Origin of the sequence: Winogradskyella sp. (assembly GCF_045105575.1) — a bacterium.
In the GTDB taxonomy this organism is placed as follows: domain Bacteria; phylum Bacteroidota; class Bacteroidia; order Flavobacteriales; family Flavobacteriaceae; genus Winogradskyella.
The window spans coordinates 16,380-42,471 of sequence record NZ_JBGCDQ010000056.1 but is presented as its reverse complement, the minus strand read 5'-3'; the positions used below and the strand labels follow the sequence as shown (position 1 = coordinate 42,471).

Annotated in this window: 27 protein-coding genes; 12 read left to right on the top strand and 15 right to left on the bottom strand. The window is 34.0% G+C overall.

All coding sequences use genetic code 11. The annotated features are described in order from the left end of the window. Nucleotides 1-186 precede the first annotated feature (186 nt). The 3 genes from mnmD to AB8B52_RS13260 all read right to left on the bottom strand — a co-directional run bounded on the left by mnmD (nucleotide 187) and on the right by AB8B52_RS13260 (nucleotide 1,840). Complete coding sequence (mnmD, locus tag AB8B52_RS13270) at nucleotides 187-897, bottom strand: tRNA (5-methylaminomethyl-2-thiouridine)(34)-methyltransferase MnmD (protein WP_406028903.1); 711 nt, start codon at nucleotides 895-897, stop codon at nucleotides 187-189. A gap of 3 nt (nucleotides 898-900) precedes the next feature. After that, nucleotides 901-1,260, bottom strand: a complete 360-nt coding sequence (locus AB8B52_RS13265) for a hypothetical protein (RefSeq protein WP_406028901.1) — start codon at nucleotides 1,258-1,260, stop codon at nucleotides 901-903. Nucleotides 1,261-1,336: 76 nt separating this feature from the next. Continuing rightward, the gene (locus tag AB8B52_RS13260) at nucleotides 1,337-1,840 is read right to left on the bottom strand and encodes a DUF4920 domain-containing protein (RefSeq protein ID WP_406028899.1); all 504 of its coding nucleotides are present in this window, start codon (nucleotides 1,838-1,840) and stop codon (nucleotides 1,337-1,339) included. A gap of 115 nt (nucleotides 1,841-1,955) precedes the next feature. Between AB8B52_RS13260 and AB8B52_RS13255 the strand changes: the two genes are divergently transcribed. After that, nucleotides 1,956-3,029: a branched-chain amino acid aminotransferase gene (locus tag AB8B52_RS13255; protein ID WP_406028897.1), complete on the top strand. Its 1,074-nt coding sequence runs from the start codon at nucleotides 1,956-1,958 to the stop codon at nucleotides 3,027-3,029. Nucleotides 3,030-3,307: 278 nt separating this feature from the next. Here AB8B52_RS13255 and AB8B52_RS13250 read toward each other — a convergent pair whose 3' ends face one another. After that, entirely contained in the window at nucleotides 3,308-3,694 is a 387-nt protein-coding gene (locus AB8B52_RS13250; protein WP_406028895.1) for a hypothetical protein, read from the bottom strand. Between the two features lie 49 nt (nucleotides 3,695-3,743). On the opposite strand from AB8B52_RS13250, the gene AB8B52_RS13245 reads away from it, so the two are divergent. Beyond that, complete coding sequence (locus tag AB8B52_RS13245; RefSeq protein WP_406028893.1) at nucleotides 3,744-3,929, top strand: hypothetical protein; 186 nt, start codon at nucleotides 3,744-3,746, stop codon at nucleotides 3,927-3,929. 98 nt (nucleotides 3,930-4,027) lie between these two features. Here AB8B52_RS13245 and AB8B52_RS13240 read toward each other — a convergent pair whose 3' ends face one another. After that, entirely contained in the window at nucleotides 4,028-4,681 is a 654-nt protein-coding gene (locus tag AB8B52_RS13240) for a YceI family protein (protein WP_406028891.1), read from the bottom strand. A 194-nt stretch (nucleotides 4,682-4,875) separates the two neighbouring features. Between AB8B52_RS13240 and AB8B52_RS13235 the strand changes: the two genes are divergently transcribed. The 9 genes from AB8B52_RS13235 to AB8B52_RS13195 all read left to right on the top strand — a co-directional run bounded on the left by AB8B52_RS13235 (nucleotide 4,876) and on the right by AB8B52_RS13195 (nucleotide 13,642). Continuing rightward, a complete protein-coding gene (locus AB8B52_RS13235) occupies nucleotides 4,876-5,433 on the top strand; it encodes a nucleotide exchange factor GrpE (RefSeq protein ID WP_406028889.1) in 558 nt (185 codons plus the stop codon). 85 nt (nucleotides 5,434-5,518) lie between these two features. After that, on the top strand, nucleotides 5,519-6,640 hold the full coding sequence (gene dnaJ / locus AB8B52_RS13230; protein WP_406028907.1) for a molecular chaperone DnaJ: 1,122 nt from the start codon (nucleotides 5,519-5,521) through the stop codon (nucleotides 6,638-6,640). Nucleotides 6,641-6,983: 343 nt separating this feature from the next. Beyond that, nucleotides 6,984-7,910 (top strand): ABC transporter ATP-binding protein, encoded by a 927-nt coding sequence (locus tag AB8B52_RS13225; RefSeq protein ID WP_406028887.1) that lies wholly within the window; start codon nucleotides 6,984-6,986, stop codon nucleotides 7,908-7,910. Nucleotides 7,911-7,912: 2 nt separating this feature from the next. Then, nucleotides 7,913-9,226, top strand: coding sequence for an ABC transporter permease (locus AB8B52_RS13220; RefSeq protein ID WP_406028885.1), 1,314 nt, complete (start codon nucleotides 7,913-7,915; stop codon nucleotides 9,224-9,226). Between the two features lie 4 nt (nucleotides 9,227-9,230). Then, entirely contained in the window at nucleotides 9,231-10,106 is an 876-nt protein-coding gene (locus tag AB8B52_RS13215) for a mechanosensitive ion channel family protein (RefSeq protein WP_406028883.1), read from the top strand. Between the two features lie 7 nt (nucleotides 10,107-10,113). After that, a complete protein-coding gene (locus AB8B52_RS13210) occupies nucleotides 10,114-11,004 on the top strand; it encodes a DUF6268 family outer membrane beta-barrel protein (protein ID WP_406028881.1) in 891 nt (296 codons plus the stop codon). 2 nt (nucleotides 11,005-11,006) lie between these two features. Then, nucleotides 11,007-12,170, top strand: coding sequence for a sigma-54-dependent transcriptional regulator (locus AB8B52_RS13205; RefSeq protein ID WP_406028879.1), 1,164 nt, complete (start codon nucleotides 11,007-11,009; stop codon nucleotides 12,168-12,170). A gap of 13 nt (nucleotides 12,171-12,183) precedes the next feature. Further along, nucleotides 12,184-13,062 (top strand): PPK2 family polyphosphate kinase, encoded by an 879-nt coding sequence (locus AB8B52_RS13200; protein WP_406028877.1) that lies wholly within the window; start codon nucleotides 12,184-12,186, stop codon nucleotides 13,060-13,062. Then, complete coding sequence (locus tag AB8B52_RS13195) at nucleotides 13,055-13,642, top strand: hypothetical protein (RefSeq protein WP_406028875.1); 588 nt, start codon at nucleotides 13,055-13,057, stop codon at nucleotides 13,640-13,642. The genes AB8B52_RS13200 and AB8B52_RS13195 overlap by 8 nt, the downstream gene beginning before the upstream one ends. A 27-nt stretch (nucleotides 13,643-13,669) precedes the next feature. On the opposite strand, the gene AB8B52_RS13190 is transcribed toward AB8B52_RS13195, so the two are convergent. The 10 genes from AB8B52_RS13190 to lysA all read right to left on the bottom strand — a co-directional run bounded on the left by AB8B52_RS13190 (nucleotide 13,670) and on the right by lysA (nucleotide 25,246). Continuing rightward, the gene (locus AB8B52_RS13190) at nucleotides 13,670-14,854 is read right to left on the bottom strand and encodes a DUF1624 domain-containing protein (protein WP_406028873.1); all 1,185 of its coding nucleotides are present in this window, start codon (nucleotides 14,852-14,854) and stop codon (nucleotides 13,670-13,672) included. A 119-nt stretch (nucleotides 14,855-14,973) separates the two neighbouring features. Then, nucleotides 14,974-16,152, bottom strand: coding sequence for an acyltransferase family protein (locus AB8B52_RS13185; protein WP_406028871.1), 1,179 nt, complete (start codon nucleotides 16,150-16,152; stop codon nucleotides 14,974-14,976). Between the two features lie 141 nt (nucleotides 16,153-16,293). Further along, a complete protein-coding gene (locus AB8B52_RS13180; protein ID WP_406028869.1) occupies nucleotides 16,294-17,658 on the bottom strand; it encodes an MFS transporter in 1,365 nt (454 codons plus the stop codon). A 35-nt stretch (nucleotides 17,659-17,693) separates the two neighbouring features. Beyond that, nucleotides 17,694-18,275 (bottom strand): hypothetical protein, encoded by a 582-nt coding sequence (locus AB8B52_RS13175; protein WP_406028867.1) that lies wholly within the window; start codon nucleotides 18,273-18,275, stop codon nucleotides 17,694-17,696. Between the two features lie 191 nt (nucleotides 18,276-18,466). After that, nucleotides 18,467-19,207 carry a hypothetical protein gene (locus AB8B52_RS13170; RefSeq protein WP_406028865.1) on the bottom strand — a complete coding sequence of 247 codons (741 nt, stop codon included), beginning with the start codon at nucleotides 19,205-19,207 and terminating at the stop codon, nucleotides 18,467-18,469. Between the two features lie 291 nt (nucleotides 19,208-19,498). Continuing rightward, nucleotides 19,499-20,023, bottom strand: a complete 525-nt coding sequence (locus AB8B52_RS13165) for a nuclear transport factor 2 family protein (protein WP_406028863.1) — start codon at nucleotides 20,021-20,023, stop codon at nucleotides 19,499-19,501. 154 nt (nucleotides 20,024-20,177) lie between these two features. Further along, on the bottom strand, nucleotides 20,178-20,921 hold the full coding sequence (locus tag AB8B52_RS13160; protein WP_406028861.1) for a LytR/AlgR family response regulator transcription factor: 744 nt from the start codon (nucleotides 20,919-20,921) through the stop codon (nucleotides 20,178-20,180). Next, on the bottom strand, nucleotides 20,921-22,810 hold the full coding sequence (locus AB8B52_RS13155; RefSeq protein ID WP_406028859.1) for a histidine kinase dimerization/phosphoacceptor domain -containing protein: 1,890 nt from the start codon (nucleotides 22,808-22,810) through the stop codon (nucleotides 20,921-20,923). Before AB8B52_RS13155 ends, AB8B52_RS13160 begins: the two co-directional genes overlap by 1 nt. A gap of 74 nt (nucleotides 22,811-22,884) precedes the next feature. Further along, nucleotides 22,885-23,922, bottom strand: a complete 1,038-nt coding sequence (locus AB8B52_RS13150) for an AI-2E family transporter (RefSeq protein WP_406028857.1) — start codon at nucleotides 23,920-23,922, stop codon at nucleotides 22,885-22,887. 100 nt (nucleotides 23,923-24,022) lie between these two features. After that, the gene (gene lysA / locus AB8B52_RS13145; RefSeq protein WP_406028905.1) at nucleotides 24,023-25,246 is read right to left on the bottom strand and encodes a diaminopimelate decarboxylase; all 1,224 of its coding nucleotides are present in this window, start codon (nucleotides 25,244-25,246) and stop codon (nucleotides 24,023-24,025) included. A gap of 98 nt (nucleotides 25,247-25,344) precedes the next feature. On the opposite strand from lysA, the gene AB8B52_RS13140 reads away from it, so the two are divergent. Then, the gene (locus tag AB8B52_RS13140; RefSeq protein ID WP_406028856.1) at nucleotides 25,345-26,001 is read left to right on the top strand and encodes a hypothetical protein; all 657 of its coding nucleotides are present in this window, start codon (nucleotides 25,345-25,347) and stop codon (nucleotides 25,999-26,001) included. The last annotated feature ends 91 nt before the right edge of the window (nucleotides 26,002-26,092 follow it).

Below are 26,092 nucleotides of genomic sequence, written 5' to 3'. Positions count from 1 at the left end.
TAACGACAATAGCACTGTTAAAATAGAGTCAAACAGATTAAAGATTTTGAGTCTGTTATAGCATTTAGCTCGCTGCGCTGAATCTTAAGAACAAGTTTAGCATAAAACATTTAGTTCGCTGCGCTACGCTGAATGTTATGTGTACATTTAGTATTAAACATTTAGCTCGTTTCACTTCGCTGAATGTTAAGAGCGCATTTTACATGCTCTTAACATTTCCCTCTTGCCAGGAGGTCCAGGCAAGCGCTCAACAACAAAACCGACGGCTTGCATGGCACGTCTTACGCTTCCTTTAGCAGAATAGGTAACTAAAACGCCACCATCTTTTAGCGCATTATACATTATTTTAAAGATGTCTTCGGTCCATAAGTCGGGTTGAACTCTAGCACCAAAGGCATCAAAATAAATAAGATTAAATTGGGCTTTCGCTTTAATATCTTTAAAGAATAGTTGCTGCTTTTCTAACTGAAAATTTGAGGTAATTTCATGTTGTTCTTCCCAAGAGGTATCGTGTAGTTTTTCAAAAATAGCGTCGTGTGCTTCAGAAATCAACTCTACATAATTAAGTTGTTTAATTTCATCAATCGCAACAGGATACGCTTCAACACCAACGTAATTGACGTTCAGCTTTAATTTTTCGGCTTCAATTAAGGTTAAAAAGGCATTGAGCCCTGTTCCGAAACCTATTTCGAGTATCGCTACGTCGACAGGCTCAGTATCAAAATGTTCTTTATTTTGAGATTCTTTGTACCGTTCAGAATAAAAAAGCAAACCATGTTTTAAAAAAACGTGATTTGCTTCTTGTATAGCACCATGAATGGAATGGTATTGCTCATTCCAATCTTCTATTTGTATGGTTTTTGAACCATCTGATGTGGTAATTATGTTGCGTATCACTTTTTACTGAATCAGTAATTTTTTAATCTTCGGAATTGGTCCAACACATTCCGTCTTATGGCAGCTTAAACAATTATTTATGGCAGCATTGTGCCGTTCTTTTAATTGTAAATTAGACATCGTATCTATCACCTTTTGTTGAGACGTTATAAATACGTTGACAAAGCTGTTCCAAGCTCTTGTTCTGCCTTTGCCTTCGGTCATTTCTGCAGAATGTAAGGTCATTAAGTCTAAAGGCATGGCCACGGGAGTTTCTCCTGCTATAATTTGATTTTTAACTTGCAAATTATAAGCATACATGGCATTCATAAAGTTTGCCATTTCCGAAGGTTGATACATCTCGTAGGTGACCTTCTTTTCCATAGGCTTCTCAACTACTTTTTCTTCATCTTTACAGCTTATAAGTGCTAAAAATGATAAAATGAGAAGACTTGTAAGTTTATTGTTTAAGTAACACTCCATCAGCTTCAAAACGGTATTCGAATTTAGGATCAGTAATCGCTGCGATTTCATCTTCAGATTTACCTGCATCTTCTGCATAATGTCTTAGTTCGTCAACCGAAGTTTCAGTAACAAAAGCCTTTCCGTTAATAATAACATCTCCTTCAGCATTTAATGGCATAAAAAATCCGTAATCTTTAAATTTTACCATCACTTCATTTTCTCCATCCATATCTAAGGTCATCCAACAACCTTTTTTAGAGCAGACTTCAATAATTTTACCTTCAATTTTTGTGGTAATGGTATCACCAACTTTTAAGCCTTTGTATGCTTTCATGATTTGTTCTTGAGATAAAATATCATTGGCTTCAATTTTTTCACCAAAAGAGGCGTAGGCTATTTCTTTTGAAACTTCTGGAGTGCTATCTTCGGGAGTTTTGGTCTCGTTTTTACAAGATACTATTGCAAAACATACGGCAAATAATAGGACGATTTTTTTCATTATGTGATGGTTTTAATTGTATTTATATTGAATTGCAAAATTACAAAATTTAACGGAATATTACCTTTTTTTAACGCTACTGATTATGTACTTTTGTGGCTAAATTACAATAATTATGGGGACTCACACAGAGCGCGTTAGCATTGAAAAATCTAAAACTTCTAAAATCGAAACGGTTGATTTTAGTAATTTAGACTTTGGTCGTGTATTTACAGACCATATGTTTGTATGCGATTATGAGGATGGCAAGTGGCAAAGTCCTAAAATTATGCCTTACCAAGCCATGACGTTTGAACCTTCGGCACGTGTGTTTCATTATGGACAAGCGGTTTTTGAAGGAATGAAGGCTTATAAAGACGACGACGGAAAGGTCTTTCTGTTTAGACCTAAACAAAATTTTGAACGTATTAATAAATCATCAGGACGTTTGGCGATGCCAGCATTTCCTGAAAATTATTTTTTTGAAGGTTTAGAGGCTTTATTAAAACTGGATAGTGCATGGATAAAGCCAGGTGTAGGTAATTCGTTATACTTACGTCCGTTTGTAATTGCAACAGAACCTGCAATTTCTGCATCACCAGCAAATAGCTACAGGTTTATGATTATTTGCTCACCAGCAAAATCGTATTACAACTCGGCAGTACGTGTTTTAATTGCTGAAGAATACAGTCGTTCTGCGGATGGTGGAGTAGGTGCAGCAAAGGCTGCAGGTAACTACGCAGCACAGTTTTATCCAACAAGTTTGGCGCAACAAAAAGGATTTCAACAAGTGATTTGGACAGATGCAAATACGCATACATTTTTGGAAGAAGCTGGTACTATGAATGTATTTTTTAGAGTAAATGATACATTAATTACAGCTCCAGTAAGCGATCGTATTTTAGATGGAGTCACTAGAAAAAGCATAGTGCAGTTGGCAGAAGATCTTGGCATTACTTGCGAAGTAAGACGTGTTACTGTAGAAGAAATTAAGCAAGCAGCAAGAAATGGCAGTCTTAAAGAAATATTTGGAGCTGGAACAGCAGCTGTGATTAGTCAGATTTCAGCATTTGAACATCAAGGTGAATTATTTGAGATTTCTGGTGTAGATGATCCAAATTCTTATGCTAAATTGTTTAAACAAACCTTATTAAATATACAGCATAACTTAGCTGACGATAATCATGGTTGGAGACGTGAAGTGAAGTAGTAACGATAATAAGCCCCTTTAATTCTCCAGAGGGGAAACACTACTTGATCTAAAAAAAACAGGGATAGCGTTTTTGTGACATCGTCGAAAGTTTTTTTAATTATTGCAAAGCGATAGGTATTCCATTTTTTTTCTAGCTTCTAGCTTCTAGCTTCTAGCTTCTAGCTTCTAGCTTCTAGCTTCTAGCTTCTAGCTTCTAGCTTCTAGCTTCTAGCTTCTAGCTTCTAGCTTCTAGCTTCTAACTTCCAACTTCTAGCTTCTAACTTCCAACTGTTTCATCATCCTTCCAAAATCTCCTCAATATTTGGTTTAAAATAATTAGGGCCTTTTAAAACCTTTCCATCTTCTCTGTAAATAGGTTCACCACCAGCACCTAACTTACTCATATTACTGCGTTGTATTTCTTCAAAAACTTCTTCTATTTTATGTTGCATTCCGTGTTCTATGATAGTGCCACAAAGAATGTACAGCATATCTCCTAAAGCATCTGCCACTTCTACTAAATCATTGTCATTAGCTGCTTCGAGATATTCTTCATTTTCTTCTCGCATTAATTTGTAACGGAGCATATTTTTATCAATACCTAAGTCGGCTTTTGGGGTTTCGCGATGTCCGATTTTAAAAGCGGTATGAAAAGCTTTAACAGCATTAATTTTGTCTTGCATAGTTGTTGGTTTAGTTGCTTAATTCTTATTTTTGCATAAAAATAAGAAGATGTTTACGACTGGTCAATTGATTTTTGGAATATTATTTTTTATTGCCTTTGTGATTATCATTGGTTATCAATATCGTAAAGATCTTCGTATTCATAAGCAGTACTACAAGGGTACTGTTTGGATACTTATCGCTTTTGTTGGTTTTATAGGCATGATTGCAGCTATAAAATTTATCTTCATGTAATTGACTTCTGCTTTATTTATATAAGAACTATTATTATTCTGAAACAAAAAAAGCAGCCAAATGAATGACTGCTTTTTTCTATTTTAAAATAGGGTTTCTTAAGCCTTAGAAGCCGTTAAGCTTACTTTTAATTCCATATCGTCATTGATAAATTTATCACCTAAATTATCAAAAAATGATTTCGAACCATATTTAATATCCCATTTAGAACGGTCAATTGTAAAGGTTTCACTATTTAACATCATCATGTCTCCTTGCATATCTGTAGTTACAGGAATACTGATGTTGTTAGTTTTACCTTTCATGGTTAAGTTTCCAGAAAGCATTGCTTTTCCTTCTACAGTTTCTAATCCAGTCACTTCAAAATGCGCTTCAGGATGTACGGCTACATCAAAGAAATCTGCACTCGTAAGGTGCCCTTTTAATTTTCCATTACCTTCATCTTCTGCTGGGATATCCGTTACAGTGATGCTATTCATGTCAATTACAAATTTTCCACTCGCTAAAGTGCCATCCATAACCTTGACAGATCCATCTTTAATGGCGATAGTTCCGTTGTGAGCACCTGTAGGCTTAAAACCTTTCCACTCAATCATGGATTTATCAGTGTTAACTTTGTAAGTTACAGCCGTTACTTCAGCAACAGCAGCTTCTTCAGCGTTCTTTGTTTCTGCTTCTTTGGCTTTTTCACCACAGCTTGAAAAGGTAATTACAGCTGCAAGCGTTAAAATTTTAAAAAAATTGATCTTCATGTTAGTTATTATTTGTGTTAAATTAAGTTACAAATGTACAAAATAGGAATAGGAATGAATGATAAAAAAATGTTAATGACATTTTGACATTTTTATAATAATGGCAGTACTTTTGCCAATTGATAAACAATTCTAACTTTAGTTAGATGAGATAAGAAATGATATTTAAAGGAAAGTTTAAAAAAAACTCAAAAATGAGTAAAAAAGATAAAAGTACAAATGTTGAAGATCAACACGTCGAAGATCAAACAACAGCAACGATAGAAGGCGATGTAGAGGAAGAGACGCAAGAAGCGAAATCTCCAGAAGAACAATTACAGGATCAATTGGCTGCAGAGAAAGAGAAATTTCTGCGCTTATTTGCTGAGTTTGAAAACTACAAGAAGCGCACCACTAAAGAGCGTATAGAATTATTTAAAACTGCCAGCCAAGATGTTATGGTATCGATGTTGCCAGTTTTAGACGATTTTGAGCGCGCCTTAACACACATTGAAGATGACAAAGAAGCTGAAGAGTTACGCAAAGGAGTGCTTTTAATTTATAATAAATTAGTAAACACGCTAGAGCAAAAGGGATTGTCTAAAATAGAAGTCAATAAAGGCGAGGTGTTTAACGCAGACGATCATGAGGCTATAACACAGATTCCTGCACCAACCGATGATCTTAAAGGTAAAATCATAGATGTTGTAGAGCGTGGTTATAAATTAGGAGATAAAGTGATTCGTTTTCCTAAAGTAGTGATAGGACAATAATAGTGAAAGCATAGTTTTCCTCCTCATAGCTATTTGGATTTGTGGAAATCAATAAAAAAGACACCCATTGTCGTGGGCAATTCATATGAAAGAAGATTATTACGAAATATTAGGACTTAGTAAAGGAGCATCTGATGCCGAAATAAAAAAAGCTTATCGCAAGATGGCTTTGAAATATCATCCAGATAAAAATCCTGATAACACAGAAGCTGAAGAAAAGTTTAAAAAAGCAGCCGAAGCTTATGAAGTTTTAAGTAATGCTGACAAAAAAGCACGTTACGACCAATTTGGTCACCAAGCCTTTGACGGAGGTGGAGGTGGTTTTGGAGGCGGCGGAATGAATATGGATGACATATTTAGCCAATTCGGAGATATTTTTGGTGGTGGCTTCGGAGGTGGAGGCGGATTTAGCGGCTTTGGTGGCGGAGGCAGACAGCGCGTCGTTAAAGGAAGCAATTTGCGTATTCGTGTAACGCTATCTTTAGAAGAAATTGCTAATGGAGTAGAAAAGAAAATTAAAGTAAAACGAAAAGTACAGGCTTCAGGTACTACGTATAAAACGTGTAGTACTTGTAATGGTGCTGGCCAAGTTACCAGAGTTACCAATACTATTTTGGGTAGAATGCAAACATCTGCGGCTTGCCCAACTTGTGGAGGTGCTGGTCAATCTATCGATAAAAAACCTGCTGATGCTGATGCTCAGGGTTTAAAAGTAGCTGAGGAAACTGTTTCTGTAAAAATACCAGCTGGTGTTGTAGATGGTATGCAACTTAAGGTTACAGGAAAAGGTAATGATGCACCAGGTAATGGAATTGCTGGTGATTTATTAGTGGCGATTCAAGAAGAAGCGCATCCAACATTAAAAAGAGAAGGTGACAATTTACATTTTGATATGTATGTAAGTTTGCCAGATGCTGTTTTAGGAAATTCTAAAGAAATTGATACCGTTACAGGTAAAGTGCGAATAAAAATAGAATCAGGTGTGCAGTCGGGTAAAATTCTAAGATTACGAGGTAAAGGGATTCCTAGCATTAACGGTTATGGTAAGGGAGATTTATTAGTTCATGTAAACGTTTGGACACCAAAGACTTTAAGTAAAAAACAAAAAGCCTTTTTTGAAAGTATGAAGGATGATGAGCATTTTGAACCAAAACCAGAAAGCTCAGATAAATCTTTTTTTGAAAAGGTAAAAGATATGTTTTCATAAATCAGGTCTATTTAATAAAAAATAGTATATTTGAATTATCGCTAATGCTAATTAGCGGTAATTTTTCTTTTTCATAGCAATTTTTTCCCATCCTTGTCTAACGATAAGGGTGGGTTTTGTTTTTAACCCTGAACTTGTTTTGGGGTCTTAATTTAATTAAAGCGGAGATGCAACAAGACTAGAAATGTATTAAATAGGAGTTCAACAATTCTTAGTTACATAGAAATGAAGATTACGATATAAGCGATATTAGAATTATTTATAATTAAGCAAGCATTTTTATTAAGAATCTCTTACATTTAATATCTTTACAACCTAACCACACCATAAAAATTTGTTACCTATGAATGACTTGTTAGTTGCTAATTCTGTTTCTAAAAGTTACGGAAATTTTAAAGCACTAAATGAAGTGTCTATTGCTGTTCCTAAAGGCAGTATTTTCGGGTTGCTTGGTCCTAATGGAGCAGGGAAAACGACTTTGATACGTATTATAAATCAAATTACAATGCCAGATACTGGGTCTGTGCACTTAGATGGTCAGCCTTTAAAGCCAGAGCATATTAGAGATATTGGCTACTTGCCCGAAGAACGTGGGCTTTATAAATCAATGAAAGTTGGTGAGCAGTGTTTGTACTTAGCACAATTAAAAGGCTTAAGTAAAACTGAGGCAAAGACAAGACTTAAATATTGGTTCGATAAGTTAGAGATTGGAGATTGGTGGAATAAAAAAATTCAGGAATTAAGTAAAGGTCAGGCTCAAAAAATACAGTTTGTGGTTACTGTTTTACATCAGCCAAAATTGTTAATTTTTGATGAGCCGTTTTCTGGTTTCGATCCCATCAATGCTAATTTAATTAAAGACGAAATTCTTCAGCTTAGAGATGAAGGTGCTACGGTAATTTTCTCAACACATCGTATGGAATCTGTTGAAGAATTATGTGATCACATTGCATTGATTCATAAATCTAATAAAGTTTTAGACGGAAAATTAAATGATATTAAACGCGAATTTAGAACTAATACCTTCGAAATTGGTCTAGAAACCTTACACAGCGATAAAGTACTGTCTGAAATTAAAGAGAAATTTGAAGTGCTTCCGGCTACCTTCAGAAACTTAAATGACGATATAAAATTGAATATAAAGTTAGGAGAGCAGGCATCACCAAATGATTTGTTGTCCTTTTTAACATCGAAAGCACAGGTGCATCATTTTGTAGAGGTGATTCCTTCGGCAAGTGATATTTTTATTCAAACTGTAAAAAACAACTAACAATGAATCATTTACCACTAATTATAAAACGTGAGTATATCACTAAAGTGAAGAACAAATCGTTTATTGTAATGACGTTTGTAAGTCCACTAATTACCATAGCACTCTTTGCTGTGGTTGCTTATTTATCGCAATTAAATAAAGATAAAGAACGTACAATTTCAATATTAGATGAGACAGGCTATTTAAGTGATGTCTTTCAGAGTACCGAAACAACAACGTATACCAAATTAAACGGTTTAAGTTTAGAGGATGCCATTGCCTTGGTTAAAGAAAAAGAAGATTATGGCTTGTTGCATATTAATGATGTTAATGCCATAGAAGACATTTCTGATAATATTAAATTTTATTCCGAAGATTCACCATCATTAACGGTGATTTCTAGTTTAGAAAGAAAAATCGAAGAACGTTTACGAGAAATTAAACTGCAAACAGACGGAGTATCACTTGAGCAAATAGAAGCCTCTAACTCTAATATTGAGATTGCTCAAGAGAGTTTTGATGGTGAAAAGAGTTCTAAAATTGACAATGTTGTAAAGTTAGCCTTTGGTGGAGCCGCAGGTTATTTGCTTTTTATGTTTATTATTATTTATGGTAACATGATTATGCGAAGCGTTATTGAAGAAAAAACAAGCCGAATTATAGAAGTGATTATTTCTTCAGTGAAGCCTATTCAACTGATGATGGGTAAAATTATAGGAACCTCTTTAGCTGGTATCACGCAATTTGTAATATGGGTGATTTTAGGTGGAGTTTTATTAACGGTGGTTACAGCTATTTTCGGAATTGATATGGCAGCAGTACAAACACCACAGCAAGAAATGATGAACCAAGCCATGCAAGCAGAAGGAGCGCAAGCAATGGCAGAGAATTTAATTGCAGCCATTGGAAATTTACCAATGACCAATCTTATTATTGCTTTTCTATTTTTCTTTATTGGTGGTTATTTATTATACAGTTCACTTTATGCTGCAATTGGTGCGGCTGTTGATAATGAAACAGATACCCAACAATTTATGTTACCGATATTAATGCCTTTAATTTTAGCGGTTTATGTTGGTGTATTTACGGTTATTGAAGATCCTCATGGCACGGTTTCAACGGTCTTCTCGTTTATTCCATTTACCTCTCCTGTAGTGATGTTAATGCGTATTCCTTTTGGTGTACCGCTTTGGCAACAAGGCTTGTCACTGTTATTACTAATCGGAACTTTTATTCTAGCCGTTTGGTTTGCCGCTAAAATTTATCGCGTTGGTATTTTAATGTACGGTAAAAAACCAACGTATAAAGAGCTTTTTAAATGGTTGAAGTATTAACCAAATGATTCAAGATTTAGAACATATTGAACATTCTATCACCGAAAGCGGAGCGTGGGAAGCTACCAAAGATTTTTTTGGTAAAAACATCACTTTCGGTAAGGATATCACTATTTCAATTTTTGATATTTTAGTCATTATTAGTGTCATTTTTTTTACCACTATTATATTACGACTGCTCTTTAGACTCATCACAAGAAATTTACCAAAGCAAGAAAAAACCAAATTCAATGTAGTGTATGGCTATTTTAGATGGCTCGTTTATATCATTATACTTTTAGTAACGTTACATAATGTTGGTGTTAATGTTACTGCTGTTTTTGCAGCATCTGCCGCCTTATTAATTGGTATTGGTTTGGCGCTTCAAACCTTGTTTCAAGATATTATATCAGGTATCTTTATTCTTGTGGATCAAACGGTTCACGTTGGCGATATTATTGAATTAGAAGGTAAAGTCGGTCGTGTTGAAGAAATTAAGTTACGTACCACAAGAGCAGTGACTATTGATAATAAAGTATTGGTCATTCCTAATCATTTATACTTAACCAATAGCCTTTATAATTGGACGCAAAACGGAAGTAAAACCAGAGAGTCAGTAAGTGTCGGAGTGGCTTATGGAAGTGATGTGCAGTTGGTAAAAAAACTGCTATTACAAGCAGCAAGAACGAATGAAGACGTCGTTTCTAGTCCAGAGCCTAATGTGCTTTTTACTGATTTTGGTGAGAGTTCATTAGACTTTAAACTCATCTTTACCATCGATGACAGTTTCAAAGCGCAATTTCCTAAAAGCGATATTCGTTTTGAAATAGATCGGTTGTTTAGAGAAAACAATATCTCAATTCCGTTTCCGCAAAGGGACATTCATATTATTCAAAAATAGAACCTATATGCGTTTGTGTTTTTCAAAATGTAATACCATCTTAACTTTAGTTTTGGTGTGTTGTATTCATTTTGCAGAGGCACAACTGACAGATTTGGCAAGATTTGAATACTCGTTTATTCCAAGTAGTAAGTCCGAAGATCAATACACACGATTAAGAGCTTTATTAAATTATCCTATAAAAATTAAAGAGAAAGATTACCTGATTATAGGTGGAGAATATAACCGTATTATTCTAAATCTGCAAGAGCCTTATCCTTTTGATACTAAAGAATTACAATTACTTCATATTATTGATCTTAATTTGGGATATACCTTTAAAGCTAGTGAAAATTGGAGATTAGGCTTAAAAATAAATCCGAGAATAGCTTCTACGTTAACTAATAAACTAACCTCAGATGATTTGTTTTTGAATGGTGGTATTTTCGCTATAAAGGATAGAACAAAGGCTAAAGATATCGAAAAACCTTACCGTTTGGTTTTAGGATTGACTTATAATACAACGGCTGGTGTGCCATTTCCCCTCCCGTTTGTCAGTTATTATAGACGTGTTAATGAGCAATGGTCGTTTAGTGCAGGTGTACCAAAATCGAATTTAAAATATTTTTTTAGTGAAAAAAGTATGTTACAAGCGTTCGTAGGTTTAGATGGTTATTTTGCTAATATTCAAGAACCATTTTTAATTAACGGGAGAGCTGTTAACAATATTTCACTTTCGGTTGCTGTTGGAGGATTAGGTTATGAATACTTTTTTACAAAGCATTTGGTAGCTTATTCTTATATTGGGTACACATTTAGATTAACTAATGTATTAAGAAACGAAAATAGAGACGAAGTGTTTAATTTAGATCCATTAAATGCATTTTACTTGAGAACCGGATTAAAATTTAAAATATAATTATGCCAAAAATATTAATAATAGAAGATGAAGCTGCCATTCGTAGAGTATTAGTAAAAATACTTTCTGAGGAAAATGATACGTATCAAGTAGAAGAAGCAGAGGATGGTTTAGCAGGAATTGAAAAAATTAAAAAAGAGGATTACGATTTGGTGCTTTGTGATATTAAAATGCCAAAAATGGATGGTGTCGAAGTCCTAGAAGCTACTAAAAAGATAAAACCAGAAATACCAATGGTGATGATTTCTGGTCATGGAGATTTAGATACTGCTGTAAACACCATGCGTTTAGGTGCTTTTGATTATATTTCTAAGCCACCAGATTTAAATCGCTTATTAAATACAGTACGTATTGCTTTAGACAGAAAAGAACTCGTTGTAGAAAATAAAATGCTTAAGAAAAAAGTAAGCAAAAACTACGAGATGATAGGTGAAAGTGACGGTATTGCGCTTATCAAGGATATGATTGATAAAGTAGCACCAACAGATGCTCGTGTGCTAATTACAGGACCTAACGGAACTGGAAAAGAATTGGTTGCACATTGGTTACATCAAAAAAGTGAACGCTCTAAAGGGCCTATGATAGAGGTGAATTGTGCAGCCATTCCTTCTGAATTAATTGAAAGTGAATTGTTTGGTCATGTAAAAGGGGCGTTTACGTCAGCAGCAAAAGATAGAGCTGGTAAATTTGAAGCAGCCAATGGTGGTACCATATTTTTAGATGAAATTGGTGATATGAGTTTATCGGCTCAAGCAAAAGTATTACGTGCCTTGCAGGAAAGTCGGATTCAACGTGTAGGAAGTGATAAGGATATTAAAGTCAATGTTAGAGTGGTCGCTGCAACCAATAAGAATCTTAAAAAAGAAATTGAAGATGGCAACTTTAGAGAGGATTTATATCACAGATTAGCCGTTATTTTAATTGAAGTGCCAGCACTTAATGAAAGACGAAATGATATTCCACTTTTAATTAATTATTTTACCAAAAAGATATCTAACGAACAAGGCAATGCTCAAAAATCATTTTCTGATAAGGCGGTTAAATTGTTGCAAAATTATGACTGGACAGGTAATATACGTGAGCTACGAAATGTTATAGAGCGACTCATTATATTGGGTGGTAAAGAAGTAAGTGAGCAAGATGTGAAAATGTTCGCTTCAAAATAAAAAAAGTACACTTATGAAAAACATAAAAATAGACGATTTTAAAATTGCGTCTCAAATCAATATTAAAGACTTACCAACGTCGGTTGACATGGGTATTAGTAAAAAGAAAATTGAGCGTGAGCTGAGAACGGTTAGCGAAAACTTAGCCGAGATTCAAAATAAGATGTATGCTCACGGCAAATATTCTGTTTTAATGTGTATTCAAGGTATGGATACTGCAGGCAAGGATAGTCTTATTCGCGAAGTTTTTAAAGAGTTTAATGTCAGAGGAATTGTGGCACACAGTTTTAAAAAACCGACTGAACGCGAGTTAAAGCACGATTATTTGTGGAGACACGTTAGGGCACTTCCGGCAAGAGGAAAATTTGGAATTTTTAATAGAACCCATTACGAAAATGTTTTGGTAACGCGCGTACATCCTGAATATTTAATGTACGAGAACATGCCAAACGTAAATAGTTTAGATGATGTAAACGAAGCCTTTTGGGACCGACGTTTTAATGAGATCAATAATTTTGAAAAGCATATTGCAGATAACGGAACTATAGTTTTTAAATTTTTTCTGAACCTCTCTAAAGACGAACAAAAAAACAGACTATTACGTCGCTTAAATAAGCCAAGTAAAAACTGGAAATTTTCACCAGATGATTTAGATGAACGTTTATGTTGGGACGATTACCAAACGTATTATGAAGATGCGCTGAACCGATCATCAAAATCACATGCGCCTTGGTATAATATTCCAGCAGATGATAAACCCACGGCAAGATATATTGTTGCCAAAATTTTATACGATACGTTAAAAGAATATACAGATATTCAAGAACCAGAGTTGCCAGCCGATCAAAAAGCCAATATAGATTCATATAAACAACAACTTGAAAATGAATAAGGTAAAGCAACATCTATTTCAGACGATCGTTATAATTTTTATAAGTGTTACTTGGATGAATGAAGCCCAAAATAAAGATGACCTTCCGTATTATGAAATTCCAGAATATGCCGAAGAATTTACGGCAGGTACTATGGCTGCACGTATGGTTGATGCCTTAGGATTCCGATTTTATTGGGCTAGTGATAGTTTAACGGAAAAAGATTTAGCATATAAAGCTAACGATGACGGAAGGTCTTCAGAAGAAACTCTAAAACATATTTATGATTTGTCTCAGATTATTGTCAATTCTACTTTGAAGGAACCAAACGCTAGTGTTAAAGAAGAATTATCTTATTTACAATTAAGAGCACAAACCTTAGAAAACCTAAAAACGGCCGCTGATATTTTAAGAAAAAGCGATGATATTTCGCAGTTCAAAATTATTTTTGGAGCGCGCGAAATTCCGTTTTGGAATCAAGTTAATGGCCCTATTGCAGATGCGATTTGGCATTGTGGACAATTAGCAATTTATAGACGCGCAACTGGTAATCCTATAAATGCGAAGGTGAATCATTTTATGGGAAAGGTAAAAAAGTAAATGATAAAATTCGTTTTATAACAGAAGTTACAAATAACTAAGCCACCACTTATGTTTATTGCTGACTTTGTATTGCATATATTTTTTACAGATGGGATAGAGCAGTAAAACGATACCAATCCATACCACATAGACTGTAACTAATGAATAGCCATAATCTTGTAAGGCGCCAGATCTAAACGTTTCATTATTCAGTATCATTATTTTCCAGTCTTTTCCTGTGATTAATAATCCTATAACTGCTGCGATATGAATAATAAAGATGTGCAATAAATAATAGAAGAAAGGGACACGTCCAAAAACCAGTAAGACATTGGTAAATCTGTTTTTAATTGTTTCAATGGCATATAAAAATAGCAAAGCTGGACCCAATGTAATCAGCAGATATGCTAGTGATGGTGGATACTTTGTAACATTAAAAAATGAAATGATTGTTTTTTCTATAGTGTCTTGATACATCCACGGACTCAAATCACCATAAACATTAAATCCTCTAACGATAAAAAATAAAACGGTTGCTGATACGCCTATATAAATAAGCCATTTTTTTCGAAATGTCACTGAAGCCGTTTTGGTATAGAACGTACCAAAACAATAACCCAAAAGTATCACACCAATCCATGGCAGAATAGGGTAAGAAAAACGTATAAAATGACCATCGAGATTAAACCCATTGGCTTGGTGTATTAGGTACCAAAGTATGGATGCTAAACTATCTCCTTCCTTAACAATTCCATCGAGCGTGTTATGTCCAAACACAATAAATAAGCCTAATAATAGTATGATGCGTTTTGGTAGATAAATAAGTAAGCCTAAAACCAACATACACATGCCAATGGCCCAAATGACTTGCAACTGCACAAAGCCATAGCTTACATCAAACCACCAAATAAAATTATTGATTACAATTTCTACAAGAACCAACCATAAACCTCGTGTTATTAAAAACTTAGATAGTTTCCTCTTGGGTTTGTTTTGTCCGTATAAAAATGCTGAAGTACCAGCGAGAAAAACAAATACTGGTGCGCAGTAATGCGTGATAAATCGTGTGCCAAAGAGTATAAAATTTGTAGATTCTAAATTTTCAGGATAATTATCCATAAAAGCATTGATATGAAAATAATCTCGAACATGGTCTAATGCCATAAGTACCATAACAAGTCCTCTCAGAATGTCTATGGACTCTATTCTTTTAGATTTGATTATTGACATCTAGTTTATAATATTTAAGTTAAACAGCCAATCATGCTAAATATAGGAAATATTTATACTGAACGGATTCTAAAGGTTCTCCTTAGTGGTTGTGATAAATGGTGTTCACTTTTTTAAATTTAAACAGCTTTAATAGCGCTAATTTTTCTACTGTAGCGTTTCCCATTAAGAAATTTACCGATAAACGAGTTTCGAACAAAATAGTGATACGTTACAAAACAAATGATACTTGTGGTTAGGGTTACAAACAAAAATTTGATAACACCAGAAATATCCCAATCAGCAATTAAAGCAGGAATTATAATTGTTAAGGGAAGGTGCAACAGATAAACCCAATAAGATGCATCTGAAATATAACGCATTCTGGCAGAATGATGACTACCATAGCGTATAAAAAGACCTGTAACACCAAAGATAAGTAGCCAGCAACACAGTGATCTTATAGTCATAATCATCCATAAATCAAAAGTGTTTGTATCTGTGAAAAAGTACCATGTAAAAATGAGTATCGCTAATATCGTGAATAGCCAATCGTATGTTTTAAAAGTATTCAATAACGATTTAGATTTATAAACAAGCCAACCAATCATATAGAAAAAGAAGTAAAAAATAAACGTATGAAAATCAGGTATAAGACTTGTTGAGGTTTTTACCCAATACCGATCCATAAAAAGAAGAATGATAACAGTTAAAAATGTAAACACAATTAGTCTGAAAATTGGTTTTTTGAATATACTGTGAAACACTTGGTGAATGAACTGTGAAGTTTTAGGTAGACTTTTAAATAGCAGTCCCAATAAAAATGATACGACAGAGAACATAATGAGATAATATAAAAACCACAAATGAACGGTTCGTTCTGGTATAAAACTGTGTAACGTGGTGTATTGTTCTAGAGTTTCTGAAAATGCATTGGTATTAGACGCAAATACACTTTCGGTGTAAGACATGCCACCTGCAACAGGTACAAAAAGAATCAGAAGAAAAACAATAAAAGGATACGTAATACGACGCATTCTGTTTTTAAACATTTGTCGTGTGCCGCGTTCATAAAATAAAAGGGCTGCAAAAAAACCTGCAACTAACATAAATATTGGCATCCTGAATACATGAATAAAAGCATTAACCAATTCTAAGTTGGTGTTAAAGTTATTAGGGTCTCTTATACGCCACGCTGCATAAGGCTCTCCACCTATGTAAGTGATTACAGAATGAAGCACAACTCCTAAAAGCATCATAATAGCTCTAAGCGAATCTAAGGCATGTAAACGTTCTGTTCTGTTTGGATTAGTTTTCATTGTAATCAATTTTTAAAAAAGACAGGCCAACCAGTAATAACAATGAAATTAATAGCAAAAAATTTCAAAGCCCTAAAACTTTTATAGTTGTTTTGTATTACTGATTCTATCCCTAAATAGTGCCTGTCTGTAGTTTTGTTTTTAATCCTTTATAACTTGTGGTGTTATTAATATTTTATTTAAAATAGTAAAGCTGTCTACTTTTATTTTGTGTTTGCTGAAATTGATGAATCGTATCATAATACCCATTATTACAGGTAGTATTGCGATAAAAAGAAATATATGTTCCCAACTAAAATTTGTTTTTAAAACACCTAATAGCGCAGATCCAGCTGCGCGTCCCATATTCGAAACCGCCATGTATAGTGTGAATTGAGTTGCGGCTACGGTTTTCCAGCATAGTTGCATTCCAGAAGCAAAAACTGCAATACATAAAAAAGTATACAGCGTGTAATAGATTAATATAAATCCGTACATCACTGTGGTATTCGTCCATAAATGCGTTGAAAAAGCAAATAGAATTATTACAGCCGGAATAACACCCAAATAGAGTGTGAGCATCTTTATTTTTCCGAAGTAATCGACTAAATAACCGCCAATAAACATGCCTAAAAAGCCTGCTATTATTGAGGTAATAGAAAATACTTGAGAAAACGTAGTATTAGACCAACCTAATTCTTGAATTGAGAATATAGGGAAAAGTGTATCCATTAATCCATACATAATTCCGATAATAAAAGAAGCAATAACAAAAATCATACTCGATCGTAATTTTACAACACGGTATAGACTTTTTAGAATTTGCGACCAGCTTCTTAGCTGGGTTTGTTTAGATTCTGTTGCTACTTTTCCTTTGGTCCAAGGCATTAATTTTTCACCAGGTCGTTCTGTGATATAAACTGGTACTAACATAATTAGAGCAACCACGGCAGATAGTGAAGCTATGGCTAGCGAAAATCCAATGCTGTTTATTAATGCTGTACCTATAACCAATGATAATGAGATACCGATGGTTTTAGTTCCCCACATTAGGCCATTCGCTCTGGCTTGTTCATCTTCTGGAATCACATCAACTGCCATACCGTCGGTAGCAACATCTTGAAAAGCTCCGAAAAAGCTAATTAAAAACCCAGTAATCATGAGTCCAGTTGGATTGTTTAAAGGGTCATCAATAAATCCAATACTCAAAAAACTTAAAATTAAACCCAATTGCCCAAAAATAACCCAAGGGCGTTTTCTTCCCATAGAGAGTAACGTAAAACGATCCATTAACGGAGCGATTAAGATTTTAAAACTCCAAGGAATACCAACCACACCCAAAAAGGCTGCAATTTCTAATGGCGATTTATCATTCATGGCTAACCATGCAGGTATTGCGAAAAAGGTTATACCCTCAGGAATGCCTTGTGCTGTGTATAATGCTGAAAATGAAAAATAGCGGCTGAAAGCACTCGTAGTTAAACTTCTGCTCAAATTATTATTTGATTGCTGTTTTGATTTTGACATAATGGAAGCATAATTAAATAGTGAATTTTAATTTATTACAACTCCAACTTAAGCACATTGAGTTGAGCTGCTTCAATTATTGGAGTTCTGTCATAATAGGTATATAACTTATCAATCTTTTTATCTTCATTAAAGTGAAATGCCCAGTTGGCTCTAATATCTGTTTCTTGTTCACCAAATTTAAGATTCAGTGAAAAGTAAGTTGAAACCGCAATACCATCAATATTACTATAAGCTAACTTATTGTGAATTTGAAATGGAAAACTAACGACGTTTGTTACCGTCCAATTATCAAGACCAGTTTTGTCTTGATACGTATTCCAGAAATTCATGAACGCTTCTTTTCCAATAAATCGTGTTCGGCTCTCTTCTCCGCCATCTGGTAAATAATATTCAATATCATCTGAAACCATATGACCTAATTCTACAAATTCAAATTTTTCGATATGATTTAATGCTTCAGCAACAAGTTCTTCATATTCGGCAGAGGCGATAGAATATTTACTGTTCACTATGTCATCTTTATTAGATTGAGTTGTTTTTTTATTAGACTCACAAGAGCCAATCAAAAGTGATACTAGTAAGAGCGGTAGGACATAATTAATTGATTTTATCATTTTTATGTGTTTAAATGTTTTATGTATTATTTTTAAATAAGACAGGCAAGTCAGTAACAACAATGGCATTAACTAATAGCTAAACCCTAAAACTGTTCTGAGTAAATATTGCTATTACTGACCCTATCTCCACATAGTGCCTGTCTAATTTTTAGTAGTTTAGAAGTTCTAAATTATAGAACATAACTTTTCTAGTTCATACTTAAGTCCTTATCAAGAGTGTAGGTATAGCTCCATTGCTTATCAATAACAGACTTAAATTTATCTTTTAGATCTTTTGTTTTAGTCTTACCGTTTGCAGCTTCATACAATTTCCAGATATTCTCTTTGTCAGTATCTAAATCTGCAAAGTTTTTATAAGGTGACGACACCATATAATGACCAGATTCTCCTCCCATGTAACGGTACCACCAACCACGAGCATTTCCCTCTTTCTTCTTTATAGCCGAAGTCATTTCGTTTACAGCTTCTCTAAACATCTCACTATCGTTTACTATAAAATTGGTAACCCAAACAATAGTATTATCACCTAAAGTTGCTGTATTACTATACTCAGGCATAGACCTTGTAGTGCTCAATTCTGTACTTTCGATATGAGGTAGAATGAATTCCATGGCAATTGCAGCACATGCTTTTCCTGCGGCATCATCAGATTCTCCCATTTCTGCCCAGTTTTTGAATTGCGATGTTCCTACATATACATTGCCTTTGCCTTGTAAACGATGCCATACGTTCCAAGTATCAGTTCCGTTATTGTCCTTGTAGCATTTTTTCCATTTTTTTACACCTTCAGTAAACTTTGAGTTTTCACCGAATTTAATCGTGTATTCCATCAGTTCCATAATAGAGCTTTCAGCTTCTTGAGCATGTGCAGTTGTTGGTAGCAAGAATGCAAAACATGCCACGCATAAAATTGTTTTTAAAATCTTCATAATTAATAGCTTTAAATGGTTAATTAATATGAATTCCCCTTAGAATTCTTACCACAAGTAACTGATAATCATTAAGAAATAAAATCGATTTAGGACGAAACGCTCTTAGTTTTATCCGAAGGATAGCGTTTCTTTATCGAAGTGGTTTTTGTGAAATAAGGTGTTTTAAATACTGTTAAAAAACGATAATAGAAAAAGCCATAGTCCAAATATTGGAACAATGGCTTCATATTTAAATGATTGTTTTAAAAAACGTAACTGTCTTTCAAAACAGCCTTAACTAAAATAGTATTAATCCTTTTTCTTAGCTGCAGTCAATTCATAACCCATTTGTTTTGCAATCGCTAAGTTATCGTAGTATATGATTGAATTTTGAATTTTACCGTCTTCAATATTTGCAGTAAATTGATAGGTTAGTTTAACATCTTTACCATTTTCTGTATAAGAATAATCGCCCCAAACAGATACCCAATCACCTTTATAATCTCCACTCAATACGCGCCATGTATTTACAACATAACTATTTTTATTATTGGTACGCACTTTATGGGTTTCTGTCCAACTCGCAATTTGTTCTGCTTTCGTCTGCTTATCGTCTGTACTTGGACCATTGCCTACATAAGTGTCCGCAAGTAATCTTCCAACTTTTTTCATATCGTTGGTCATTAAAGCATCCATATAGTCTGTAACAACTTTGAGGTCTTCGTTGGCTGTAGGGTTGAGTTTTACAGTATCATTAAAATTTGTGTCCTGAGCCATTGCAATTTGTCCTAAACACAGGATTGCAACAAGTACTAATGTTTTTAAAGTTTTCATGTTGAAGGTTTTTTAGATTAATAGTTAATAATCAATAGCGATTACACCTCTAAATAACATTAAATAAATTCGAATTGAAAATCAAGTAGGACGAACCAAACAAAATCTTATTTTAAGAAGGGATTTCATTTATCCGATTAAAATTTTTAAACAATTATATGGTTTGAAGTCGTTTAAGTAGTTCTTCTTTAAAAGCCTTACTTACTGGAATGGCCTTTTTCTGTATCACAACGTGACTCGTACCAATCTCATTAATTTGAGAAAGATTCACAATAAATGAACGATGTACGCGTAGAAAATATTTTGAAGGTAATTTTTCTACCAAATCTTTTAAGGTCATAACTAAAAGGTATTCTTTAGTTTTTGAATAGATACGACAATAATTGCGTTCGGCTTCAATATAAAGGATATCTTCAATATTAACCTTTACCATAGTGTTGTGATGGCGCACAAAAATACTATCGCTAAGAATAAATGGTTTGTTACTAATTTCAGCAGTTTTATTTAATTCTGAATTTTTAGTATTCAGCTGACTTATAGTTAACTCAATGGCACGTTGTAGGTCTAATTTTTTAAAGGGTTTAGAAATAAAACCATAAGGATGTGTTTTTTTAGCACGATTAAAATGGTCGTCATCAATATTTGCAGTTAAATAGATCACAGGAATATTATGCGTTTTCTGCATGGCTTCTGCTGTTTCAATACCATCTAGTTTTCCTTTCAAATTAATATCTAGCAGCATAATATCGGGTTTTGTTTCTTCAATATGAAGCAAAGCATCTTCACCTCGTGGCACAATTCCAGTAACGTCGTAACCTAATTTGGTTAATTGGAGCGAAATATTGGCTGCAATAATCATTTCGTCCTCAACGATTAATATTTTTGTTTTTTCGCTCATTAGGCAGCGGTATCAATTAAAAAGTCAAACTCTATAACAGTACCACTTTCAGAGCGTTCCGTCATTTTACCATTGAGTTGTTGGGTTAATAAACGCACTAATTGTGTTCCAAATCCTGTCCCTTTTGGCGCAACACCTTCAACTTTACCAATACCATTATCAGAGACTTTTAGTTTTAAATGATTGTCTAGCGTTTTTTCTAAACTGATAGAAATCGCTCCATGTTTATCTTGTGGGAATGCATACTTTAAAGCATTGGTTAATAATTCATTTACAATAAGTCCTATTGGTACCGCAGTATCTACATCTAAGTCTAAATTTTCCATAGCACATTCTATTTTTACTTTATCTTCAGCATCAAAGGTGTCTAAAATACCTTCGCTGAGGTTTAAGAAATAATCCTTCATTTCTATGCTTCCAAGATTTGTACCTTGATATAATTTTTGATGTATAATGCCCATCGATTGCACGCGATTCTGACTCGCAATCATAGCATCTTTACTGGCAGAATCTTCCATTTGTGCGGATTGTAACGAAATCAAACTTTTCACCATTTCAAGATTGTTTTTTACACGATGGTGAATTTCTTTCAATAATAATTCATTTTCAGCATTTTTTGCTTCAATGATTTTAGTGGCTTTTTTATTTTTATTGAAAAAGTAGAGTAGTGACAATAAGAGCAGACCTAATAACGCTGCTACGGCTATGATTAAGTTTTGGGTTTTTGTCTTTTGCGCTAATAAAGATGCCTGATTTGCTAAAGCTTCATCTTTTTTTCCTGTTTCATATTTAACAATGGTTTCTTCTTCGAGATTAGCGATAGTTCCTTTTAGGTCATTGACTTGGTTTGTATGTGCTTTGTTTTTATAGAATATGGCATTTTTGTAATCCCCTAGCATTTCATAACTTTTCCCTAAGTCTTCATATTGTGTAACGAGCGTGGTCGTTCCTTTTTTTTCGTAGGCTTCAATACCAGCAGATAAATGTTTTAAAGCTTTTTCATAATTATGTTGTAATAAATAAACTTTTCCTATTTCAGTTTCATACGTTGCACAGCGTTCTTCACCAATTTTAGCCGAACATATTTCCCACGCTTTAATAAAATCTTCTAAGGCTTCGTCGTATTTTTTGTCTTCCAAATAAACTTCACCTCTGTAAGAATGTCCTCTTACCAAAATAAAGGTTTCTTCTGGTACTTTTTTTCTAACCGTCTCCATACAGTAATCGGCTGCTTTGTAGGCTTTTTCGTATTCGCCTAATTTACCATAACTCTGTATGAGACCAAACTGAGCGATGGCTACTCCTGCAAAGTCCTCTGCTTTTTCTAAAACAGGAATGGCTTTATTAAGGTACGCTACAGATTTGTCATAATCTTCCATTACCTGATAAAGCGCACCGAGTGTTCTGTAAGCTTTGCCGAGACCTGCTTCATCTTTTAGCGCTTCAAACAGCGCAATGGCTTTAAATAAGACGTCTTGCGATTTATCTAACTCACGCATATTAATATAGTCTATCGATAAGGCTCTATAGGTGTCGGCTATTTTCTTTTTATCATCTAATGTAATGTAGTAGTCTAGTGCTTTTTCTGCATGATGAATAATAGAATCGCCTGAGAACGTTCCGTTATAGCTATGCCAATTAACGAGTTCTTCATGAACTTCCGCAATGGTGGTAATGTCTGATTCTTTCTGACTTCGTTTCAGTGTTTGCAACCCAATAGCATGAAAATTGTCGAGATCTTTTCCTGTATAGGTGTTTTCGCGCAGCCATGATAAACAAGAGTCAATAGAGACTGTTTTGAAATTGTCTGAATTTAATGGTGTTGATTGCGAAAAACTAAGGCAAACAAAGAAGCATACCGTTAGAAGTGTAGAGATAGTTTTAGTCATAAGTCTTTAATGGTTGGGATTAAAAAGACTTTGGGCAATGCTAAAGGTAATCAAAAATGTTAATAATTGTTAATTTAAAGTAATTCTTCTAGTTGATTATCAGTCTGTTTGCCATATTCCACCTGATACATTTTAACTAAAGCCATAAAGATACTTACTAACAAGGGGCCAAAAATTAAACCGATAAATCCAAATAAGGGTACGCCTACAAGAACTCCTATTAGTGTAACTAGTGGATGGACATTGTCTAATTTTTTAAGTACCAATAATCTGATAATATTATCTGTAGAGCCAACAACTACAAAGCCATAGATTAAAATTCCCCAAGCCTGAAATGAATGTCCTGTAGATAAGGTTAATATAAAAATTGGCAAAATACCAATTAAGGTGCCAACAAACGGAATCATAGAACCAATGGTCACTATTACAAACCAAAAGAAAGGATCTTCTATACCAAAGATTAAAAACCCGATTAAAGCAATGATACCTTGCGCTAATGCTACTAACGGAATCCCAATAGCATTAGACTTCACCATCGCTTGTATTTCATTACCAATGTCATTAAGATTGGCTGTATTCATAGGAATATAATGGCGTAACGCGTCTTTTAAAGCCTGTCTGTTGGTAAGCATAAAATAAAGCATAAAATACAATAGGCCAATGGCAATAATGAGATTAAAGGTATTACCAGCCATACTTTGTAAACTTTCAGATAGCCATGAGGTAATGGCTTGCGTATCTATTTTAGAATTGATATCGATATTGTATTTGTTTTCTAGTCGTCCCAATTGGCTTTTAAAAGCACTGATTACTTTTTCACTATTACTAGATACTTCAGAAATTTTATTACTCAACATAAAGCCAAAACCTGTAAGTGGTATTAAAACGATTATAAATGAGCTTAACATTAAAACCAAAGCTGCCAAATAAGGTTTCCATTTAAATTTGGTCACTAACGTCTTCATGAATGTTCTAAGCAGAATATAAAACGTTATAGCTCCGAGGAAACCACTTAAATAAGGTATGAGCTCCCTGAAAATTAAACTACCAGTGAGTATAATTAAAAGTAAAATAAATATTTGTCGAATTATTTTGGGCGAAATTTGTGGCATTGAACGTATTTAAGATTTTCTTAAATATACTGGAGTACTTGCTTGTACTTTGCTCCAATGGCATAAAAGATTAACCCAATTACGCGAAATGTTACTCATGCTAAAATGATACTTCCACCTGATTATGCAATATATCATCAAAAGTTTCACGCTTACGTATTAAATGCGCTTTGCCTTTATGGACTAAGACTTCAGCAGGTCTGTAACGCGAATTATAGTTACTAGCCATAGAATAGCAGTAGGCTCCAGCATTTTTAAAACAGAGAATGTCTCCTTCGTTGATTTCAGAAATACGCCTATTATTGGCAAAGGTGTCCGTTTCGCAGATATAACCAACTACGGAATAAAATCGCTCTCGTCCTTTAGGGTTCGAAATATTTATAATATCGTGCTGAGAACCATAGAGCATCGGTCGTATTAAATGATTAAAACCTGAATCAATCTGAGCAAAAACAGTAGACGTCGTTTGTTTTACCACATTCACTTTTGCTAAAAAGACTCCAGCTTCGCTCACTAAGAACTTGCCAGGCTCAAAGGCTAAGGTTAAATCTTTACCGTATTCCTTGCAAAATTCGTTGAAACGCTGCGATAGTTTTTTACCCAATTCTTCAATATTAGTTTCTATGTCTCCTGAATTATAAGGCACTTTAAAACCAGATCCAAAATCTATAAATTCTAGATCTTTAAAGTTTTTTGCAGTTTCAAAAAGAATCTCACTGGCGTACAAAAAGACATCAATATCTAGAATATCACTTCCTGTATGCATGTGAATACCATTGATATTCATTTTGGTATTTTCTACAATGCGAAGTAGGAGTGGAATCTGATGAATTGAGATCCCGAATTTACTATCAATATGTCCTACTGAAATGTTGGTATTGCCACCAGCCATAACGTGCGGATTTATTCTGATACAAACAGGAATTGTTGGATGTTTAGTTCCAAATTGTTCTAATATAGAAAGGTTATCAATATTAATTTGAACTCCTAATTTTGCAGCTTTTTCAATTTCTTCAAGCGATACTCCGTTAGGAGTAAAGATGATATTTTCTGGTTGAAATCCTGCTTTTAAACCTAAATGGACTTCTTGAATAGAAACCGTATCAAGTCCAGAACTCAAGGTATTAAACAATTTTAAAATTGAAATATTAGATAAGGCTTTTACAGCATAATTCAACTTTAAATGTTTCACCTTACCAAATGCAGATGTTAAGCGTTTGTACTGAAATTCAATTTTTTCAGCATCGTAAACGTATATCGGACTTCCAAAATCTTTGGCAATTTGCAATAAGGTGGTGTTTTTCATTTTAGTTTCTGTCTTAATTTTTATTTAGGTTGTCAAATTAAATGCAATCCTAAAGTATATCATAATAAATAAAAGAAAATGCTTAATTTTACACATAATGTTAAATAATTAACAATTTGAAAACTATAGCTTCCTGTGTGCAAGATCTGATTATCGCACGTCCTTTTTTAGAAGAAGGCTTGTCGCGCCAAATCATTAATTTTTCAGCCTTGGCGAAAGACTTAAATCAACCTATTTCTGAGATGTTACGAAAACCAGTAAAGGATGGTGCCATAATGATGGCATTACGACGGTATCAGCAACCTTTATATTTGGAGAATTCTTCACGTTTAAAAAAGGTGTTTAAAAATTTAGGTGATATTACAGTCCGTTCTAATTTAAGTGATTTCACGTTTCAAAATTCGAAAACGCTTATGCACAGTCATTCACGTATCTTAGAGAAAATCAGTAGCAATCAACAAATCTTTTATGCCTTTACAAGAGGTATGTTTGAAAGTAATCTCATTATTTCAACCTCTGAAAAAGAGAGTGTTCTCAAGGCTTTTCAGAATGAAACACAGATAGGATTACAAGAAAAATTATCGGCTATTAGTATTTATTTGCCAGATGGTAATTCTAAAATAGCTGGCTTGTATTATCAAATTTTTAAACGGTTGGCTTGGGAAAACATTACTTTATATGAGGTGGTTTCTACAACTAATGAATTTACCATCGTTGTTGAAGACGATTTAGTCGATAAAGCCTTTTCGGTGATTAAACGTTTAAAAGATTGAATCCTTCTCGTAAAAGTAAAATGGATGATCTTACAATTATAGGCTACAAAATATGAGAGCTTAAATCAACATTAAAAACTATTGGTAAAAA

Excerpts from the sequence above, each read along its gene's own strand:
- AB8B52_RS13265 (WP_406028901.1), bottom strand. The coding sequence starts at position 1,260 with ATGGAAAAGAAGGTCACCTACGAGATGTATCAACCTTCGGAAATGGCA.
- AB8B52_RS13260 (WP_406028899.1), bottom strand. The coding sequence starts at position 1,840 with ATGAAAAAAATCGTCCTATTATTTGCCGTATGTTTTGCAATAGTATCT.
- AB8B52_RS13255 (WP_406028897.1), top strand. The coding sequence starts at position 1,956 with ATGGGGACTCACACAGAGCGCGTTAGCATTGAAAAATCTAAAACTTCT.
- AB8B52_RS13250 (WP_406028895.1), bottom strand. The coding sequence starts at position 3,694 with ATGCAAGACAAAATTAATGCTGTTAAAGCTTTTCATACCGCTTTTAAA.
- AB8B52_RS13245 (WP_406028893.1), top strand. The coding sequence starts at position 3,744 with ATGTTTACGACTGGTCAATTGATTTTTGGAATATTATTTTTTATTGCC.
- AB8B52_RS13240 (WP_406028891.1), bottom strand. The coding sequence starts at position 4,681 with ATGAAGATCAATTTTTTTAAAATTTTAACGCTTGCAGCTGTAATTACC.
- AB8B52_RS13235 (WP_406028889.1), top strand. The coding sequence starts at position 4,876 with ATGAGTAAAAAAGATAAAAGTACAAATGTTGAAGATCAACACGTCGAA.
- dnaJ (WP_406028907.1), top strand. The coding sequence starts at position 5,519 with ATGAAAGAAGATTATTACGAAATATTAGGACTTAGTAAAGGAGCATCT.
- AB8B52_RS13225 (WP_406028887.1), top strand. The coding sequence starts at position 6,984 with ATGAATGACTTGTTAGTTGCTAATTCTGTTTCTAAAAGTTACGGAAAT.
- AB8B52_RS13220 (WP_406028885.1), top strand. The coding sequence starts at position 7,913 with ATGAATCATTTACCACTAATTATAAAACGTGAGTATATCACTAAAGTG.
- AB8B52_RS13215 (WP_406028883.1), top strand. The coding sequence starts at position 9,231 with ATGATTCAAGATTTAGAACATATTGAACATTCTATCACCGAAAGCGGA.
- AB8B52_RS13210 (WP_406028881.1), top strand. The coding sequence starts at position 10,114 with ATGCGTTTGTGTTTTTCAAAATGTAATACCATCTTAACTTTAGTTTTG.
- AB8B52_RS13205 (WP_406028879.1), top strand. The coding sequence starts at position 11,007 with ATGCCAAAAATATTAATAATAGAAGATGAAGCTGCCATTCGTAGAGTA.
- AB8B52_RS13200 (WP_406028877.1), top strand. The coding sequence starts at position 12,184 with ATGAAAAACATAAAAATAGACGATTTTAAAATTGCGTCTCAAATCAAT.
- AB8B52_RS13195 (WP_406028875.1), top strand. The coding sequence starts at position 13,055 with ATGAATAAGGTAAAGCAACATCTATTTCAGACGATCGTTATAATTTTT.
- AB8B52_RS13190 (WP_406028873.1), bottom strand. The coding sequence starts at position 14,854 with ATGTCAATAATCAAATCTAAAAGAATAGAGTCCATAGACATTCTGAGA.
- AB8B52_RS13185 (WP_406028871.1), bottom strand. The coding sequence starts at position 16,152 with ATGAAAACTAATCCAAACAGAACAGAACGTTTACATGCCTTAGATTCG.
- AB8B52_RS13180 (WP_406028869.1), bottom strand. The coding sequence starts at position 17,658 with ATGTCAAAATCAAAACAGCAATCAAATAATAATTTGAGCAGAAGTTTA.
- AB8B52_RS13175 (WP_406028867.1), bottom strand. The coding sequence starts at position 18,275 with ATGATAAAATCAATTAATTATGTCCTACCGCTCTTACTAGTATCACTT.
- AB8B52_RS13170 (WP_406028865.1), bottom strand. The coding sequence starts at position 19,207 with ATGAAGATTTTAAAAACAATTTTATGCGTGGCATGTTTTGCATTCTTG.
- AB8B52_RS13165 (WP_406028863.1), bottom strand. The coding sequence starts at position 20,023 with ATGAAAACTTTAAAAACATTAGTACTTGTTGCAATCCTGTGTTTAGGA.
- AB8B52_RS13160 (WP_406028861.1), bottom strand. The coding sequence starts at position 20,921 with ATGAGCGAAAAAACAAAAATATTAATCGTTGAGGACGAAATGATTATT.
- AB8B52_RS13155 (WP_406028859.1), bottom strand. The coding sequence starts at position 22,810 with ATGACTAAAACTATCTCTACACTTCTAACGGTATGCTTCTTTGTTTGC.
- AB8B52_RS13150 (WP_406028857.1), bottom strand. The coding sequence starts at position 23,922 with ATGCCACAAATTTCGCCCAAAATAATTCGACAAATATTTATTTTACTT.